Origin of the sequence: Pseudomonas sp. RIT-PI-S (assembly GCF_025642975.1) — a bacterium.
Classification (GTDB): Bacteria; Pseudomonadota; Gammaproteobacteria; order Pseudomonadales; family Pseudomonadaceae; genus Aquipseudomonas.
The window spans coordinates 150,856-167,728 of sequence record NZ_JANZKJ010000003.1; the positions used below are offsets into that span (position 1 = coordinate 150,856).

At 61.6% G+C, this 16,873-nt stretch carries 13 protein-coding genes; 9 read left to right on the forward strand and 4 right to left on the reverse strand.

What is annotated here, in order from left to right:
* Positions 1-42 precede the first annotated feature (42 nt).
* Positions 43-1,050 carry a class 1 fructose-bisphosphatase gene (locus OGL93_RS06695; RefSeq protein WP_263261681.1) on the reverse strand — a complete coding sequence of 336 codons (1,008 nt, stop codon included), beginning with the start codon at positions 1,048-1,050 and terminating at the stop codon, positions 43-45.
* Positions 1,051-1,340: 290 nt separating this feature from the next.
* Positions 1,341-3,794, reverse strand: coding sequence for a glycogen/starch/alpha-glucan phosphorylase (locus OGL93_RS06700; RefSeq protein ID WP_263261682.1), 2,454 nt, complete (start codon positions 3,792-3,794; stop codon positions 1,341-1,343).
* Positions 3,795-3,968: 174 nt separating this feature from the next.
* Here OGL93_RS06700 and OGL93_RS06705 point away from each other — a divergent pair, with 174 nt between their 5' ends.
* The 3 genes from OGL93_RS06705 (at position 3,969) to OGL93_RS06715 (ending at position 5,825) form a co-directional block, all read left to right on the forward strand.
* A complete protein-coding gene (locus OGL93_RS06705) occupies positions 3,969-4,373 on the forward strand; it encodes a YkgJ family cysteine cluster protein (RefSeq protein WP_263261683.1) in 405 nt (134 codons plus the stop codon).
* A 117-nt stretch (positions 4,374-4,490) separates the two neighbouring features.
* The gene (locus OGL93_RS06710; RefSeq protein ID WP_263261684.1) at positions 4,491-4,958 is read left to right on the forward strand and encodes an NfeD family protein; all 468 of its coding nucleotides are present in this window, start codon (positions 4,491-4,493) and stop codon (positions 4,956-4,958) included.
* Between the two features lie 9 nt (positions 4,959-4,967).
* Positions 4,968-5,825 carry an SPFH domain-containing protein gene (locus OGL93_RS06715; protein ID WP_263261685.1) on the forward strand — a complete coding sequence of 286 codons (858 nt, stop codon included), beginning with the start codon at positions 4,968-4,970 and terminating at the stop codon, positions 5,823-5,825.
* 813 nt (positions 5,826-6,638) lie between these two features.
* Here the strand turns inward: OGL93_RS06715 and typA are convergent.
* Positions 6,639-8,447, reverse strand: coding sequence for a translational GTPase TypA (gene typA / locus OGL93_RS06720; protein WP_263261687.1), 1,809 nt, complete (start codon positions 8,445-8,447; stop codon positions 6,639-6,641).
* Positions 8,448-8,570: 123 nt separating this feature from the next.
* Positions 8,571-10,025 carry a tRNA uracil 4-sulfurtransferase ThiI gene (gene thiI / locus OGL93_RS06725; RefSeq protein WP_263261688.1) on the reverse strand — a complete coding sequence of 485 codons (1,455 nt, stop codon included), beginning with the start codon at positions 10,023-10,025 and terminating at the stop codon, positions 8,571-8,573.
* Between the two features lie 321 nt (positions 10,026-10,346).
* On the opposite strand from thiI, the gene glnA reads away from it, so the two are divergent.
* The 6 genes from glnA (at position 10,347) to ntrC (ending at position 16,512) form a co-directional block, all read left to right on the forward strand.
* Positions 10,347-11,753 (forward strand): glutamate--ammonia ligase, encoded by a 1,407-nt coding sequence (gene glnA / locus OGL93_RS06730; protein ID WP_263261689.1) that lies wholly within the window; start codon positions 10,347-10,349, stop codon positions 11,751-11,753.
* Between the two features lie 213 nt (positions 11,754-11,966).
* Entirely contained in the window at positions 11,967-12,524 is a 558-nt protein-coding gene (locus OGL93_RS06735; protein ID WP_263261690.1) for a chorismate mutase, read from the forward strand.
* A gap of 66 nt (positions 12,525-12,590) precedes the next feature.
* A complete protein-coding gene (locus OGL93_RS06740; RefSeq protein ID WP_263261691.1) occupies positions 12,591-13,112 on the forward strand; it encodes a DUF4124 domain-containing protein in 522 nt (173 codons plus the stop codon).
* Positions 13,109-13,738 (forward strand): DUF4124 domain-containing protein, encoded by a 630-nt coding sequence (locus OGL93_RS06745; protein WP_263261692.1) that lies wholly within the window; start codon positions 13,109-13,111, stop codon positions 13,736-13,738. The genes OGL93_RS06740 and OGL93_RS06745 overlap by 4 nt, the downstream gene beginning before the upstream one ends.
* A gap of 255 nt (positions 13,739-13,993) precedes the next feature.
* Positions 13,994-15,079: a nitrogen regulation protein NR(II) gene (gene glnL, locus OGL93_RS06750; protein ID WP_263261693.1), complete on the forward strand. Its 1,086-nt coding sequence runs from the start codon at positions 13,994-13,996 to the stop codon at positions 15,077-15,079.
* Positions 15,076-16,512 (forward strand): nitrogen regulation protein NR(I), encoded by a 1,437-nt coding sequence (gene ntrC / locus OGL93_RS06755; RefSeq protein ID WP_263261694.1) that lies wholly within the window; start codon positions 15,076-15,078, stop codon positions 16,510-16,512. The genes glnL and ntrC overlap by 4 nt, the downstream gene beginning before the upstream one ends.
* Positions 16,513-16,873 lie beyond the last annotated feature (361 nt).

Sequence of the window (16,873 nt, forward strand, 5' to 3'; positions counted from 1 at the left end):
AGCCCCCGCCCTTTCCAAGGCGGGGGCCCATAGCGGCGGAAATTACTGGTGGTAACCGGTAACCCGTTCGACTTCCTCTTTCGAGCCCAGGAACACCGCCACGCGCTGGTGCAGGCCCTCCGGCTTGATATCCAGGATGCGCTGGTGGCCATCGGTGGACGCGCCGCCGGCCTGCTCGATCAAGAACGACATCGGGTTGGCTTCGTACATCAGCCGCAGCTTGCCGGGCTTGGACGGCTCGCGGGAATCGCGCGGGTACATGAAGATGCCGCCGCGGGTCAGAATACGGTGCACGTCCGCGACCATCGAAGCGATCCAGCGCATGTTATAGTTCTTCGCCAGCGGGCCTTCCTCACCGGTCAATAATTCGTCCACATAGCGCTTGACCGGGGCTTCCCAGTGGCGCTGGTTGGACATGTTGATCGCGAATTCGGCGGTGCTCTGCGGAACCTGGATGTTCTCATGGGTCAGCACGAAGCTGCCCAGTTCGCGGTCCAGGGTGAAACCGATCACGCCGCTGCCCAAGGTGAGCACCAGCATGGTCTGCGGCCCATAGATGGCGTAGCCCGCGGCGACCTGCGAGGTGCCTGGCTGCAGGAAAGCCTGCTCGTTCAGCGCGTCGTTCTGGCTCAGGTATTGGTCCGGGCAGCGCAGCACCGAGAAGATGGTGCCGACCGATACGTTCACGTCGATGTTCGAAGAGCCGTCCAGCGGATCGAACACCAACAGGTAAGCCCCTTTCGGGTACTTGCCGGGGATCTGATAAGCGTTGTCCATTTCCTCGGAAGCCATGCCGGCCAAGTGGCCGCCCCACTCGTTGGCTTCGAGCAGAATGTCGTTGGAGAGCACGTCCAGCTTCTTCTGGACCTCGCCCTGCACGTTTTCGGTGCCCATGCTGCCCAGCACCCCACCAAGGGCGCCTTTTTGTACCTGATGGGCGATGGCCTTGCACGCACGGGCGACAACCTCGATGAGGAAGCGCAGATCGGCAGGGGTATTGTTGCTGCGCGTCTGCTCGATCAGGTAGCGACTCAGGGTAACGGGCGACATGGAAAAAGCTCCGGATCCAGGGAGGGGGGATAAAACCCGCGCAGTCTACAGGGCGAACGAGGGTAAACCTAGCGAGCCATGGGCGCGACTGCCCTCAGACCCCCATAATCCGGGCGAGTTCACCGCTCCGCGAGGGGGCCCGGATCACCAGCAGCTCACCGGCTCCGGGAAAGCTTGCGGGGCCTGCGAACCGCCTCGCTACACACCGACGATGGGACCTGGTTCGCAGGCTTCGCCAGCTCCCACAAGCCAGATCCCATTGCAGCCGCCGCCAGCGATTGGCCAACCGGTCAGAGCGCTTTCCAGATCTGCTGGGCATACTCGCGGATGGTCCGGTCCGACGAGAACCATGCCATCCGCGCAGTGTTGAGGATCGCCGAGCGCCACCACTGTTTCGGGTGACGCCACAGCTCCTCCACCTTCATTTGCGCCGCCCAGTAGGACTCGAAGTCCGCGCATACCAGGAAGTGGTCGTAGCTCTGCAGGCCATCGATCAACCCGGCGTAACGCGAAGGATCATCCGGCGAGAAGACGCCCCCTCGGATAGCTTGCAGCACGTCGTTGAGCCGGTGCGAATTGGCGACGTCCTGATGCGCGCTGTAGTCGCCCGCATGCTTGCGCGCTTCCACCTCATCGGCTTTAAGGCCAAAGATGAACATGTGCTCCTGGCCCACATGGCTGCACATTTCCACGTTCGCACCGTCCAGGGTCCCGATGGTGAGCGCGCCATTGAGGCCGAACTTCATGTTGCTGGTGCCGGAGGCTTCATAGCCGGCGGTGGAGATCTGCTCGGACAGGTCTGCCGCCGGAATGATGCTTTCGGCCAGGCTCACGTTGTAGTTCGGGAGGAACGCGACCTTGAGCAGGCCGCGCACCGTTGGGTCGTGGTTGACCGTGCGGGCGATGTCGTTGGCCAGCTTGATGATCAGCTTGGCCTGGTGATAACTGGCCGCGGCCTTACCGGCGAAAATCTTCACCCGAGGTGCCCAAGGCTTCTCCGGGGTGGCACGGATCGCCTGGTACAACGCCACGGTATGCAAGAGGTTGAGCAGCTGCCGCTTGTACTCGTGGATGCGCTTGACCTGCACGTCGAACAGCGCCTTGGGATCGACGGCAACGCCTAGGCGGTCCTGAATCACCCTGGCCAGTACTTCCTTGCTGTGCAGCCGCTGCTCGGCGAAGCGGCGCTGGAACACGGCGTCATCGGCGAACGCTTCCAGCCCTTTAAGCAACCCTTCAGGATCGTCCAGCACCGCCTCGCCCAGTTTGTCCACCAGCATGGCGGTGAGCTTAGGGTTGGCCTGGTACAACCAGCGGCGGAAGGTGATGCCGTTGGTTTTGTTGTTGATGCGCTCGGGGTAGAGCTTGTTCAGGTCCGAGAACACGGTGCTGCGCATCAGGTCGGTATGCAGAGCCGATACCCCGTTGATGCTGTGGGAGCCCAGGAACGCCAGGTTACCCATGCGCACCCGGCGCCCATGCTCTTCTTCAATCAGCGAAACGGTGCGTAGCAACGCCACATCATGCATGCCTTTCTCGCGCAGGCCGTCGATGTGTTGAGCGTTAATCAGATAGATGATCTGCATGTGACGCGGCAGCATGCGTTCCATCAGGCCCACTGGCCAGGTTTCCAGTGCCTCTGGCAGCAGCGTGTGGTTGGTGTAGCAAAGAGTGTCGACGGTAACCTTCCAGGCTTCGTCCCAGGACAGCTGGTGAATGTCCACTAACAGGCGCATCAGCTCGGCCACGGCGATGGACGGGTGGGTGTCGTTCATCTGGATGGCGGCATGCTCGCCGAGGGAGTTGACCTTCTCGTGCATGTTCACGTGACGACGTAGCAAGTCTTGCAGCGAAGCCGACACGAAGAAATATTCCTGGCGAAGGCGCAGCTCCTGGCCGGCCTCGGTGCTGTCGGCAGGGTATAGCACGCGTGAAATACTCTCTGCCCGGGCCACATCGGCAACCGCGCCAAGGTGGTCGCCGGCGTTGAACCGCTCAAGGTGCAGGTCTTCCATAGCGCGTGCGCGCCATAGCCGCAGGGTGTTCACGCTAGCTCCGCGCCAGCCCACCACGGGTGTGTCGTACGCTACCGCGCGAACGGTCTCGCCCGGGCGCCAGACCTGGCGCGCCGTGCCGTCGCTCTCGACGGTCGCCTCCACATGGCCACCAAAGCTGATCGGGTAGATCACCTCGGGGCGTTCGAACTCCCAAGGGTTGCCGAAGTCCAGCCAGTTCTCCGTCTGCTCCTGCTGCCAGCCGTCGATGATCGCCTGTCGGAACAGCCCGTGTTCGTAACGGATGCCATAACCGTGGGCGGCAACGCCAAGGGTGGACATGCTCTCCATGAAGCACGCCGCCAGCCGGCCCAAGCCACCGTTGCCCAAGGCAGCGTCGGGCTCGAGCAGGCGGATCTTGTCCAGATCCACCCCCAATCCGTCCAGCGCCTCGCGGGCGATGTCGAGGATGCCCATGTTGCTCAGGCTATCGACGAGCAAACGGCCGATCAGGAACTCCAGCGAGAGGTAGTACACCCGCTTCTGCTGGCTGCGGTAGATCTGCCGGGTGTGGTCCATCCAATGGTCGACCATGTGGTCGCGAGCAGCCAATGCGATGGCCTCGAACCAGTCGTGATCGAACGCATGTTCCGGGTCCTTGCCAACCGCGTAGGTCAGTTTGGCGAGTACTGCGGCACGAAATTCGTCCACATCGACTTTGACTTTTCGGGTGAGCGGTTCCTGAGACATTTGAAGCCCTCAATGGCGTAAAAAATTCTGCGCAAGTGCAATCAGCCTAGACGTTTCGACCGAGGGTGGTAGGGCAGGTTCGAGAAACTCGTGGCACAAAAGGCACGAACGGCGATTGAACCCGGGCGCGGTGCAGGTATCATCGCGCGCCCTGCACCTTTTAGATGCCCCACCATGAAGCCCACCCTGATTGCCGCGGCCGAGATCGACCGCCTCGAAACCTGGCAGAAATACGCCAGCCACATGTGTGGCGGCTGTGTCTCCAGCTGCTGTACCTTGCCGGTCGAAGTGCGCATCAAGGACCTGATCCGCATTGGCGTGGTGGATGAGTTCGAAAAGGACGAGCCGCCCAAAAACGTAGCCAAGCGGCTGCAGAAAGAAGGCATCGTCGAGCGCTTCAATCAGAAAAGCGGCATCTTCACCCTGGCCCGGATGAGCAACGATGACTGTCTTTATCTGGACCGTAAAAGCCGCCTGTGCACGATCTACGACAAACGCCCGGATACCTGCCGCAATCACCCCAAGATCGGCCCGCGCCCGGGCTACTGCGCCTACAAGCCCAAGCCGCTGGCCCGCTGAGCAGCAGGCCCATATCATCCTTGTGCGCCGTGCGATACATACACTGATACTTCGCCAGCCTTCCTAAACGGCCGCTCAAGCGGCACCATCGCTAGTCTGTTTCAACCGGCGGAACCTATGGACATTCAATGGTGGTACTGGGCAGTGGGCGGGGTAGCGTTAGTGCTGCTGGAGCTGCTGCTTGCCTCGTTCTTTATCGTCTGGTTTGGCCTCGGCGCGCTTTTGGTGGCTGGTTTGGTATGGCTCGCGCCTGCCATCAGCCCCGGCGTGCAGCTACTGGCATGGGGCCTGGCGTCGGTAGCGCTTACCCTCCTTTGGTTCAAGGTATTACGCGCAAGCGTGCAGCGGGGGCCGCAATGGTCCGGCGAGGACGCGCTTGGCGAAGTAGGCCTGCTAACCGTCGACGTCACTTCTTTTCAACGCGGCAAGGTGCGCTTCCAGAAGCCGTTGATGGGCGCTGATGAATGGCCCTGCGTAGCGGACACCGCCATACCCGCTGGCGAACGCGTGCGGGTGTTGGCAGTAGAAGGCAACCTGGTTCGCGTGGGCCTTGCAATGCCAAATGAACGCTCTTCCCTGAGCTAAGGAAATCTCATGAACGCTGCATTCATTATCCCTCTCGTTCTATTCATTTTCATCGTGGTTACCATCGCCAAGGGCGTACGCCTGGTGCCCCAAGGCCAGGAGTGGATCGTCGAGCGCCTGGGGCGCTATCGGGTCACGCTCAAGCCTGGGCTGAACTTCTTGATCCCGTACATGGATGCGGTGGGCTACAAGATGAGCACCAAGGATCTGATCCTGGATATTCAGCAGCAGGAAGTCATTACCCGGGATAACGCGGTGCTGCTGGCCAATGCCCTGTGTTTCGCCAAGATCACCGACCCGACCAAGGCTGCCTACGGCATCGAGAACTACGACCAGGCCGTGCGTAGCCTGACCATGACCAGCCTGCGTTCGATCATCGGCGGCATGGACCTGGACGAAGCCCTCTCCTCCCGGGACAAGATCAAGGCACTGCTGCGCGACGCCATGGCCGAACAGACGATCGACTGGGGCATCACCATCCGCTCGGTAGAGATCCAGGACATCAAGCCATCCGAATCCATGCAGCGCGCCATGGAATTGCAGGCCGCCGCGGAGCGTGAACGGAAGGCTACGGTAACCCGTGCCGAGGGGGCTAAAACCGCCGCCATTCTCGAGGCCGAAGCCCGGCTGGAGTCCGCAAAGCGTGACGGGGATGCGCAGGTCACCCTGGCCAATGCGTCCGCACAGGCCATCGAACGGGTAAAGGCCGCCATCGGCAGCGACACCGGGCCGATGATTTACCTCTTGGGCGAGAAGTACATCGGCGCAATGGAAAAGCTATCCACCAGCAACAATGCCAAGACCATCGTGTTGCCCGCGGATATCCAGGACACCATTGGTGGGTTGATGGGGCGGGCGAAGCGCTAGCGCCGTTTTGTACGGGTGCGGGAGTGGGCGCCAACCCGCGAATAGCGGCGATGCAAAGGTTCGCGGGCTCCGCCCACTCCCACAGGGAACGGCCGGGTGAACGCCCAAACCAAAGCCCTATCACCTGTAGGAGCGGGCGCCAGCCCGCGAATAGGGCAATGCAAAAGTTCGCGAGCTCCGCCCCCCACAGGAAACGGCCGGATGAACGCCCAAACCAAAGCCCCCATCACCTGTAGGAGCGGGCGCCAGCCCGCGAATAGGGCGATGCAAAGGTTCGCGGGCTTCGCCCACTCCCACAGGGAACGGCCGGATGAACGCCCAAACCAAAGCCCCTGTCACCTGTAGGAGCGGGCGCCAGCCCGCGAATAGCGGCATTGCAAAAGTTCGCGAGCTCCGCCCCGCCCACAGGAAACGCCCGGATGAACGCCCAAACCAAAGCCCCTGTCACCTGTAGGAGCGGGCGCCAGCCCGCGAATAGCGGCGACGCAAAGGTTCGCGAGCTTCGCCCACTCCTACAGGAAACGGCCGGATGAACGCCCAAACCAAAGCCCTATCACCTGTAGGAGCGGGCGCCAGCCCGCGAATAGGGCGATGCAAAGGTTCGCGAGCTTCGCCCACTCCCACAGGGAACGGCCGGATGAACGCCCAAACCAAAGCCCCTGTCACCTGTAGGAGCGGGCGCCAGCCCGCGAATAGCGGCGATGCAAAGGTTCGCGGGCTCCGCCCACTCCTACAGGAAACGGCCGGATGGGCACCCAAAGAAAAAGCCCCTGTCACCTTACGATGGCAGGGGCTTTTCTTATTGCCTGATGCTTACTTCGAAGCGCGCTTACGCTCGTTTTCGTTCAGCACTTTCTTACGCAGGCGGATCGACTTCGGCGTTACTTCCACCAACTCGTCGTCATCGATGAATTCCAGGGCCTGTTCAAGGGTGAACTTGATCGGCGGAACCAGGGCGATGGTTTCGTCCTTGCCGGAAGCGCGCATGTTGTCGAGCTTCTTGCCCTTGGTGGGGTTGATCACCAGGTCGTTGTCGCGGCTGTTGATACCTGCCAGCTGGCCTTCGTAGATTTCCTGGCCAGGCTCGAGGAACAGCTTGCCACGGTCTTGCAGGGTTTCCAGCGAGTAGGTCAGCGCCTTGCCGGTCGCCATGGACACCAATACGCCGTTCTGGCGGTGGCTCACTTCGCCAGCCTTGATCGGGCCATAGTGGCTGAAAGTACCGGTGAGGATACCGCTGCCGGAGGTCATGGTCAGGAAGGCGTTACGGAAGCCGATCAGGCCACGGGCCGGGATGGTGTATTCCAGGCGGATACGCCCTTTACCGTCCGGCACCATGTTGCTCAGGTCGCCCTTACGCAGACCCATCTGCTCCATCACCGCACCTTGGTGCTGTTCTTCGATGTCGATGGTGACCGCTTCGTAGGGTTCCTGCTTCTCGCCGTCCACTTCCTTGATAACCACTTCAGGGCGCGAGATGGCCAGCTCGAAGCCTTCGCGGCGCATGGTTTCGATCAGCACCGAGAGGTGCAGTTCGCCACGGCCAGAGACCTTGAACTTGTCGGCGCTGTCGGTTTCTTCAACACGCAGGGCCACGTTGTGCAGCAGTTCCTTCTCCAGGCGCTCCTTGATGTTGCGGCTGGTGACGAACTTGCCTTCCTTACCGCAGAACGGCGAGTCGTTAACCTGGAAGGTCATGCTCACGGTCGGCTCGTCCACGCTCAGCGGCGGCAGGGCTTCGACGTTCTGCGGATCGCACAGGGTGTCGGAGATGAACAGTTGGTCCATGCCGCTGATGCAGACGATATCGCCTGCTTCAGCTTCTGCTACCTCAACGCGCTGCAGGCCATGGTGGCCCATCAGCTTGAGGATGCGGCCGTTGCGCTTCTTGCCTTCGGCATCGATGGCCACGACCGGGCTGTTGGCCTTGATACGGCCACGGGTGATACGGCCAATGCCGATCACGCCCAGGAAGCTGTTGTAGTCCAGTGCAGAGATCTGCATCTGGAACGGGCCTTCCAGGTCGACCTTAGGCGCCGGCACGTGGTCCAGGATGGCCTGGAACAGCGGGTCCATGTTGTCGGCCATGTCCTGGTAGTCCAGGCCAGCGATACCGTTCAGGGCGCTGGCGTAGACGATCGGGAAGTCCAGCTGCTCTTCGGTAGCGCCGAGGTTGTCGAACAGGTCGAAAATCAAGCCCGCGACTTTGTCTGGGTCCGCGCCTGGGCGGTCAACCTTGTTCACGACCACGATTGGGCGCAGACCAGCCTTGAAGGCCTTCTGGGTGACGAAGCGGGTTTGTGGCATCGGGCCATCTTGGGCGTCGACCAGCAGCAGAACCGAGTCCACCATGGACATCACGCGCTCTACTTCACCGCCGAAGTCGGCGTGGCCGGGGGTGTCCACGATGTTGATGTCGTAGCCGTTCCATTTGATCGCGGTGTTTTTCGCCAGGATGGTAATGCCGCGCTCTTTTTCCTGGTCGTTGCTGTCCATCACGCGCTCGTCGTTCAGCTCTTTGCGGTCCAGGGTGCCGGACAGTTTCAAGAGCTTGTCGACCAGGGTGGTTTTGCCATGGTCAACGTGGGCGATGATGGCGATGTTACGAAGCTTATCTCTCACAGGGCATATCTCGATGATGAATTCGGTGGGGCCGGCTCAAGGCAACGGCCAATCTACAGGCGCGATCACGCCGCGCGGTCGGGAGGGCGATGGCGGATGCTCCCGCCATTGAGCCCCGGGACTCTATGCCGGACGATAAACGCGCACATTGGCGTGCCCCTCGCTGAGCAGGTGATGAGCATGCAGCCGGCTCATGACACCTTTGTCGCAATACAGCAGGTATTGCCGGGCAGGATCGAGATCCTTGAACCGGCTGTTCAACGCATAGAACGGCAGGGTACGCACTTCCACGCCGTCAATCAGCAACGGCTCGTCTTCTTGTGCGTCGGGGTGACGAATGTCCAGCACCACATGGTTGGCAAGGGCTTCGGCGACTTCCTCGATCTCCACTTGCTGGCCCAGTTCATCGATCACATTGTCGATGGACACTAGCCGGGCGCGCTCGAGGGCGCTTTCCAGCACGGCCATGTCGAAGCGCTGTTCTTCTCGCTCGATGCGATAGCCGCGGGCGCTGGTGGTCGGGTTTACCGAGATCACGCCGCAGTATTCGGGCATGTGCTTGGCGAAATCCGCCGTGCCGATGGCCGTGGCCGTGTCGATGATGTCCTGCTTGTGGGTAGCAAGCAATGGCCGCAACACCAGGGTGGGGGTGACCGAGTCGATCACCGCCAGGTTGGTGAGCGTCTGGCTGGATACCTGGGAGATTGCCTCGCCAGTGACGAGCGCGTTGATTTCCAGGCGCTCAGCCATGCGGCTCGCGGCGCGCAGCATCATCCGCTTGAGGATCACGCCCATCTGGCTGTCGTCCACCTTGGCGAGAATCTCCCCGACAACTTCCTCGAATGGCACGCTGATAAACAGCACGCGATGGGAGCTGCCGTATTTTTTCCACAGGTAGTGGGCGACTTCCATCACCCCCAGCTCATGGGCGCGGCCACCCAGGTTGAAGAAGCAGAAATGAGTCATCAGGCCGCGGCGCATCATCTGGTAAGCCGCCACGGTGGAATCGAAACCGCCGGACATCAGCACCAGGGTCTGCTCCAGGGCGCCCAGCGGGTAGCCGCCGATGCCCTGGTGCTGGCCGTGGATCACGAACAACCGCTTGTCGCGGATTTCCATCCGCACTACCACTTCCGGGTGCTTGAGATCGATGCCCGCGGCGCCGCACTGCTGGCGCAGTTGGCTGCCAACGTAGCGGTCCACGTCCATGGAGCTGAACTCATGCCGGCCACCGCGCTTGCAGCGCACGGCGAAGCGCTTGCCTGGCAGCAGGTCGCCGAAGTGGGCCTTGCATTTGGCCACGATGTCGTCGAAGTCGCCCAGGGGGTATTCATCCACTTCCAGGAAATGGGTAATACCGGGGGTGTAGCACAGCCGCTCGGTCAGCTCTCTGAGCACCTTGGCATCGGTGACGCGCGTCTGCACCTCGAGGTTGTCCCATACGCCGTTCACCACGAGATTGGGGTCCAGGTCACGGGCCACCACGCGGATATTCTTGGCGAGCTGGCGGATGAACTGCTTGCGCACCGGCCGGCTTTTAATGGTGATCTCGGGGAAGACTTTAACGATGAGTTTCATGGACAGCGCGCGCGATGGCCCAGCTGGAAAAAAGGGGCGGCATTATAGCGGAAATTGTTCAAGGTTTGACCAACTATCTGTCGAAACCCTCGAAAGCACCAAAATGGATCATGCCCGGCGGGCGGTGCGCCGTTAAAGTGCAGCACGTACAGCGCCGCCTGCCGTAAGTCTCGCAAAACCGGGCGTTTTTCCGCGGCTGCCCATCTCAGGGCACTGGCATGCAAATTGCTCCCTTGTGAGGCAGGTTGCCTTGACCGAGTATTCGGCGGCAGCACCGAATCTCGGGGCGCACAGCACGCTCCAATCCACCCGGAGGACAACATGTCGAAGTCGGTTCAACTCATCAAAGATCATGACGTTAAGTGGATTGATCTGCGCTTCACCGATACCAAAGGCAAGCAGCAGCACGTCACCATGCCGGCGCGTGATGCACTGGACGACGACTTCTTCGAAGTCGGCAAAATGTTCGACGGTTCCTCCATCGCTGGCTGGAAAGGCATCGAAGCGTCCGACATGATCCTGCTGCCGGATGACGAAACCGCTGTTCTGGATCCGTTCACCGAAGAGCCGACGCTCATCCTGGTGTGCGACATCATCGAACCTTCGACCATGCAGGGTTACGACCGCGACCCACGTGCCATCGCTCACCGTGCCGAGGAATACCTCAAGTCCACCGGCATTGGCGACACCGTATTCGTGGGCCCGGAGCCTGAGTTCTTCATCTTCGACGAAGTGAAGTTCAAGTCCGACATCTCCGGCTCCATGTTCAAAATCTTCTCCGAGCAAGCTTCCTGGATGACCGACCAGGACGTGGACGGCGGCAACAAGGGCCACCGCCCAGGCGTGAAAGGCGGCTACTTCCCGGTGCCGCCGGTCGACCACGACCACGAAATCCGTACCGCCATGTGCAATGCACTGGAAGAAATGGGCCTGACCGTCGAAGTTCACCACCACGAAGTGGCGACCGCTGGCCAGAACGAGATCGGCGTCAAGTTCAACACCCTGGTGAAGAAGGCGGACGAAACCCAGACCCTCAAGTACGTGGTGCACAACGTTGCCGACGCCTACGGCCGCACCGCGACCTTCATGCCCAAGCCGCTGTACGGCGACAACGGCTCGGGTATGCACGTGCACATGTCCATCTCCAAGGATGGCAAGAACACCTTCGCGGGTGAAGGCTACGCCGGCTTGTCGGAAACCGCCCTGTACTTCATCGGCGGCATCATCAAGCACGGCAAGGCGCTGAACGGCTTCACCAACCCGTCGACCAACTCCTACAAGCGTTTGGTTCCAGGCTTTGAAGCTCCGGTAATGCTGGCCTACTCGGCACGCAACCGCTCGGCGTCCATCCGCATTCCGTACGTCAACAGCCCTAAAGGCCGTCGTATCGAAGCCCGCTTCCCGGACCCGGCCGCCAACCCCTACCTGGCCTTCGCCGCGCTGCTGATGGCCGGCCTGGACGGTATCCAGAACAAGATCCACCCAGGCGATGCCGCCGACAAGAACCTGTACGACCTGCCGCCTGAAGAGGCCAAGGAAATCCCGCAGGTTTGCGGCAGCTTGAAAGAAGCGCTGGAAGAACTGGACAAGGGCCGCGCCTTCCTGACCAAAGGCGGCGTGTTCTCCGACGACTTCATCGATGCTTACATCGAGCTGAAGTCCGAGGAAGAGATCAAGGTCCGTACCTTCGTGCACCCGCTTGAATACGACCTGTACTACAGCGTCTGATTTCGCCCCGGCTGTACTGAAAAGGCCTCCTTCGGGAGGCTTTTTTTATGGGTGATCAAACGAATGCCTCAAAGCCCGCAGCAGCCGAGATCGCTCGCGATAAGGCCCACAGACACCGCAAGTCTCAAAACAGCGCAAGCGACACCCCCCGGCCGCTAGCCCCAACGCAGCTTTGCTGGCATAACGGAGCGCCCATCACAGCGGAGCCCCGCCATGCTTAGATCTTTCGTGCCCTGCCTGGTGCTCGCCGCCAGCCTCGTCGGCAGCAGTGCCTGGGCCGCAGAACCCGCTCCCGCAGCCTTCGAGCCACTGCTCGCCAGCATCGAGCAACGTTTGAACATTGCCGACCAGGTAGCGCTGAGCAAATGGGATAGCAAGAAGGCCGTTGAAGATCGCGCCCGGGAGCGCGAGGTGATTGCTGCGGCGGTACTGCTGGCGCCGCAATACAAACTCGAGCCGGCCTTCGTCGAGCAGTTCTTCGCCGCCCAGATCGAAGCCAACAAGCTCGTGCAATACGGGCACCTGGCGGAGTGGCGCCTGGCTGGCGCGGCACCGGACACCCCCCGCCCTGACTTGGTCGGGCAGATCCGCCCACAACTCGATACCCTGCAAAAAACTCTGATGGAGCAGTTAGCCGCCTTCGCCGGGTATCGGAATAACGCCGCTTGCCCCCTGTGGGTCGCCCAGGCCAGCAACAGCGGCGAGCGCGATGAGCTCCATCGGCTGGCGCTGATCCGCGCCACCGGTGAACTCTGCGTGACCCCGCATTAACCAGTGATCGGCGAGGCGGTCTGATCTATGCTGATCAGGCCGCCGAAGCCCTGTCGAGTAGTTCTCATGCGTCGCGCCATCGTCTTGCTCCTGCCTCTGTTCTGCGCCCCCGCCTGGGGCGAGATCTACAAATACACGGATGCCAACGGCAATACGGTCTATTCCGAGCATGCGCCGGCCGGGCAGCCCTCGCAGACAGTCAAGCTGCCCCCGCTCAACAGCGTCGAGATGCCCAAGGGCAAAGCCCCCGAACCTACGCCGCAGCCTGCGCCGCAGCCGCCGCCGACCGCAGTCACGGCTTATGCCGCGCTAGGGCTGACGGGCATTCCTCCGGACGGCGCCATTCGCGCCAACAACGGCACCTTTGACGTGGGTGTGAACATCCAGCCCCGCCTGGTCGAGGGCCAGCTGCTGCAGCTGTTGCTGGACGGCGTCGCCTATGGCACGCCCGGCAACGTGCCGCGCCTGCAATTGGTCAATGTCGACCGCGGCCAGCATAGCCTGGCGGTGCAGGTGCTCGACGGGCCTCGGGTTGTCCAGGCAAGCCCCCCGGTGACCATCTACGTGATGAGAGTCAGCGCTCCATGAGGCCACTGCTGTTGGCGATGCTGCTCTGCCTGAGCGGGCTCTGCCAGGCGCAGGTCTATACCTACGTCGATGCGCAAGGGAACCGGGTGTACACCGATCAGCCGCGCAAGGGGGCCAAATCCGTTCAGGTCCCTGAGGGCAACCGCATCAATCTCTCGCCCGCCAGCACTCAGAACACGCCCCAGGCCAAACCCAAACCCAAGCCAAAGGCCCCCGCGGTGCATCGGGTGACCCACTATGAAATGTTCCGGATTCTAGTGCCGTTGCCAGACGCCGGTGTCAGCCATGCCAGCGGTGAACTCATCGTCACCCTGACCAGCGACCCCGCGCTGGCCGAAGGCGACGTCTATCGCGTGCTGCTCGATGGCCAACCGTTCGGCGAGCCAGGGCCCAGCCCTGTGGTCGCGCTGCAAAACGTGGATCGAGGCACCCACCAACTGGCGGCGGAAATCCTCGACAGCCAAGGCAATGTGATCGAGCGAACCCCTTCGCAGCCCGTGCACATGCAGCGTATATCGCTGGCCCAGAAACGCCGTGTGCACCCGTGCAAGAAAGCCGACTATGGCGTTCGCCCTGAATGCCCCATCGGTGACAAGCCTCCGGACGACGACGATGACGACGAGTAGGCGCAGGTAGCCCACGCAGCGCTGCACCGTTATAGTGCGCCAAGTGCACCTGCAGCCTCACAATGAGCCGAATTGGCGCAATTGGCTGCGAAGCCGCCTTTCCTCCTTGCCCCAAACCGCCCTTTCACGCTTCTTTTCGGAGCTTGGTTTGGATTTTGCATTTTGCCTGCATCCGCGGGGCGCAAGCCGTGGCCCGACCCGCACCGAGACCGCGCCTTTTGGGTCGCGACGTGCCAAGAGAGGTCAAGGATACGCATGACCATCAGCGATGCGCTGCACCGACTGTTACTGGACAACCTTACGACCGCCACCATTCTTCTCAACGCCGAGCTGCGCCTGGAGTACATGAACCCAGCCGCGGAAATGCTGCTGGCCATCAGCGGCCAACGCAGCCACGGGCAGTTCATCAGCGAGCTGTTTACCGAATCCGCGGAAGCGCTTAACTCGCTGCGCCAGGCAGTCGAGCAAGCTCACCCTTTCACCAAGCGCGAGGCGATGCTCACCGCGCTCACAGGGCAATCCCTGACCGTCGATTACGCGGTGACACCCATTCTCAGCAAGGGCGAAACCCTGCTGTTGCTCGAAGTGCACCCGCGTGACCGGCTGCTGCGCATCACCAAGGAAGAAGCGCAGATCTCCAAGCAGGAAACCACCAAGATGCTGGTGCGGGGCCTTGCCCATGAAATCAAGAATCCCCTCGGAGGGATTCGCGGCGCGGCGCAGTTGCTGGCCCGGGAGCTTCCCGAAGAAAGCCTTCGCGACTACACCAACGTGATCATCGAGGAAGCCGACCGTCTGCGTAACTTGGTGGACCGCATGCTGGGCTCGAACAAGCTGCCATCGCTGGCCATGACCAATATCCATGAAGTGCTGGAGCGCGTGTGCAGCCTGGTAGACGCGGAAAGCCAGGGTGGTATTTCGCTGTTGCGCGACTATGACCCAAGCATTCCGGATGTGCTGATCGACCGCGAACAGATGATCCAGGCCGTGCTTAATATCGTGCGTAATGCGATGCAGGCCATCAGCGGCCAGAACGAGCTTCGCCTGGGGCGCATCACCCTGCGTACCCGCACCATGCGCCAGTTCACCATCGGCCACACCCGCCACCGGCTGGTCGCGAAGATCGAAATCACCGACAACGGCCCGGGCATTCCTGCCGAACTTCAAGAAACGATCTTTTATCCAATGGTCAGCGGGCGCCCAGACGGTACGGGCCTTGGGCTGGCCATTACCCAGAACATCATCAGCCAGCACCAGGGGCTGATCGAATGTGACAGCCATCCTGGCCACACCACTTTCTCGATCTTCCTGCCGCTGGAACAAGGAGCTGCTTCGTCATGAGCCGTAGTGAAACTGTTTGGATCGTCGATGACGACCGTTCCATCCGCTGGGTGTTGGAGAAAGCGCTACAACAGGAAGGCATGACTACCCAAAGCTTCGACAGTGCCGACGGCGTGATGAGCCGCCTCGCCCGCCAGCAGCCGGACGTGATTATCTCCGACATCCGTATGCCCGGTGCCAGCGGCCTGGACCTCCTGGCGAGGATTCGCGAGCAGCATCCACGATTGCCAGTCATCATCATGACCGCCCATTCCGACCTGGACAGCGCCGTGGCGTCTTACCAAGGCGGCGCCTTCGAATACCTGCCCAAGCCCTTCGATGTGGACGAAGCGGTGTCTTTGGTAAAACGTGCCAACCAGCACGCGCAGGAACAGCAGGGCATGGACACGCCGCCGGCATTGACCCGCACGCCAGAGATCATTGGTGAAGCCCCTGCCATGCAGGAGGTTTTCCGCGCGATCGGCCGGCTGAGCCATTCGAACATTACGGTGTTGATCAACGGCGAATCTGGCACCGGTAAAGAGCTGGTCGCCCACGCTTTGCATCGGCACAGCCCGCGAGCCGCCGCGCCTTTTATCGCACTGAACATGGCGGCCATCCCGAAAGACCTGATGGAATCCGAGCTGTTCGGCCATGAGAAAGGCGCCTTCACTGGCGCGGCGAACCTGCGGCGAGGGCGCTTCGAGCAGGCCGACGGTGGCACCCTGTTCCTCGACGAAATCGGCGACATGCCTGCCGACACCCAAACACGCCTGCTGCGAGTGCTGGCCGATGGCGAGTTCTACCGAGTGGGTGGCCACACACCGGTCAAAGTGGACGTGCGGATCATTGCCGCGACCCACCAGAACCTGGAAAACCTGGTCCATGCGGGCAAGTTCCGCGAAGACCTCTTCCACCGCTTGAACGTCATCCGCATTCATATCCCACGGCTGTCTGATCGCCGAGAAGACATCCCCACGCTCGCCCGGCACTTCCTTGGGCGAGCGGCCCAGGAGCTGGCGGTGGAGCCCAAACTGCTCAAGGCCGAGACGGAGGACTACCTCAAGAACCTTCCGTGGCCCGGCAACGTGCGCCAACTGGAGAACACCTGCCGCTGGATTACCGTGATGGCTTCCGGCCGTGAAGTGCACATTTCCGATCTGCCGCCGGAGCTGCTGAGCCTGCCTCAAGACGCAGCGCCGGTGACCAACTGGGAGCAGGCCCTGCGGCAATGGGCCGACCAGGCGCTTGCTCGCGGCCAGTCCAACCTGCTGGACAGCGCCGTGCCGAGCTTCGAGCGGATCATGATCGAAACAGCGCTCAAGCACACCGCGGGCCGTCGCCGCGATGCCGCAGTGCTGCTGGGCTGGGGCCGCAACACCCTGACCCGGAAGATCAAGGAGCTGGGCATGAAGGTGGACGGCGGCGAAGAAGACGACAGCGACGACGCTTGACGGCCTCAGGCGCGAGGCGCTGCTCGCGCTGAGGCTCGTAGGCGCACGCGGAGCGTTGCGCCTACGAAAACCCACTGCCTATGTTGCAACCCCCTGCCCCAAGGCATCGCATTTGTGCACCGCCACCCAACTTTGCACCGCACCAATGCGTTCCAACGGTGCCCCTTCGCTTCCTTCTCAAATGCCGAGCCAGGCGGCCCGGCCGCTCCGCTCAAAGAAAAACAAGCAATTTCAAAGCGTTAGAGATAATCCCGGCTTTCCGCAGGGCTTGCATAAGAATTGGCACGCCCCCTGCAATACCTGTTGTACGAACGGTTTCGGGAATTCTGGTACAGGCAGGCCAGAGTTCCCCTCTTTACAG

Bases quoted from the DNA above. Each gene is read 5' to 3' on its own strand.
- thiI (WP_263261688.1), bottom strand. From the start codon at position 10,025: ATGAAACTCATCGTTAAAGTCTTCCCCGAGATCACCATTAAAAGCCGG.
- ntrC (WP_263261694.1), top strand. From the start codon at position 15,076: ATGAGCCGTAGTGAAACTGTTTGGATCGTCGATGACGACCGTTCCATC.
- OGL93_RS06705 (WP_263261683.1), top strand. From the start codon at position 3,969: ATGAAGCCCACCCTGATTGCCGCGGCCGAGATCGACCGCCTCGAAACC.
- glnA (WP_263261689.1), top strand. From the start codon at position 10,347: ATGTCGAAGTCGGTTCAACTCATCAAAGATCATGACGTTAAGTGGATT.
- OGL93_RS06710 (WP_263261684.1), top strand. From the start codon at position 4,491: ATGGACATTCAATGGTGGTACTGGGCAGTGGGCGGGGTAGCGTTAGTG.
- glnL (WP_263261693.1), top strand. From the start codon at position 13,994: ATGACCATCAGCGATGCGCTGCACCGACTGTTACTGGACAACCTTACG.
- OGL93_RS06715 (WP_263261685.1), top strand. From the start codon at position 4,968: ATGAACGCTGCATTCATTATCCCTCTCGTTCTATTCATTTTCATCGTG.
- OGL93_RS06695 (WP_263261681.1), bottom strand. From the start codon at position 1,050: ATGTCGCCCGTTACCCTGAGTCGCTACCTGATCGAGCAGACGCGCAGC.
- OGL93_RS06740 (WP_263261691.1), top strand. From the start codon at position 12,591: ATGCGTCGCGCCATCGTCTTGCTCCTGCCTCTGTTCTGCGCCCCCGCC.
- OGL93_RS06745 (WP_263261692.1), top strand. From the start codon at position 13,109: ATGAGGCCACTGCTGTTGGCGATGCTGCTCTGCCTGAGCGGGCTCTGC.
- OGL93_RS06735 (WP_263261690.1), top strand. From the start codon at position 11,967: ATGCTTAGATCTTTCGTGCCCTGCCTGGTGCTCGCCGCCAGCCTCGTC.
- OGL93_RS06700 (WP_263261682.1), bottom strand. From the start codon at position 3,794: ATGTCTCAGGAACCGCTCACCCGAAAAGTCAAAGTCGATGTGGACGAA.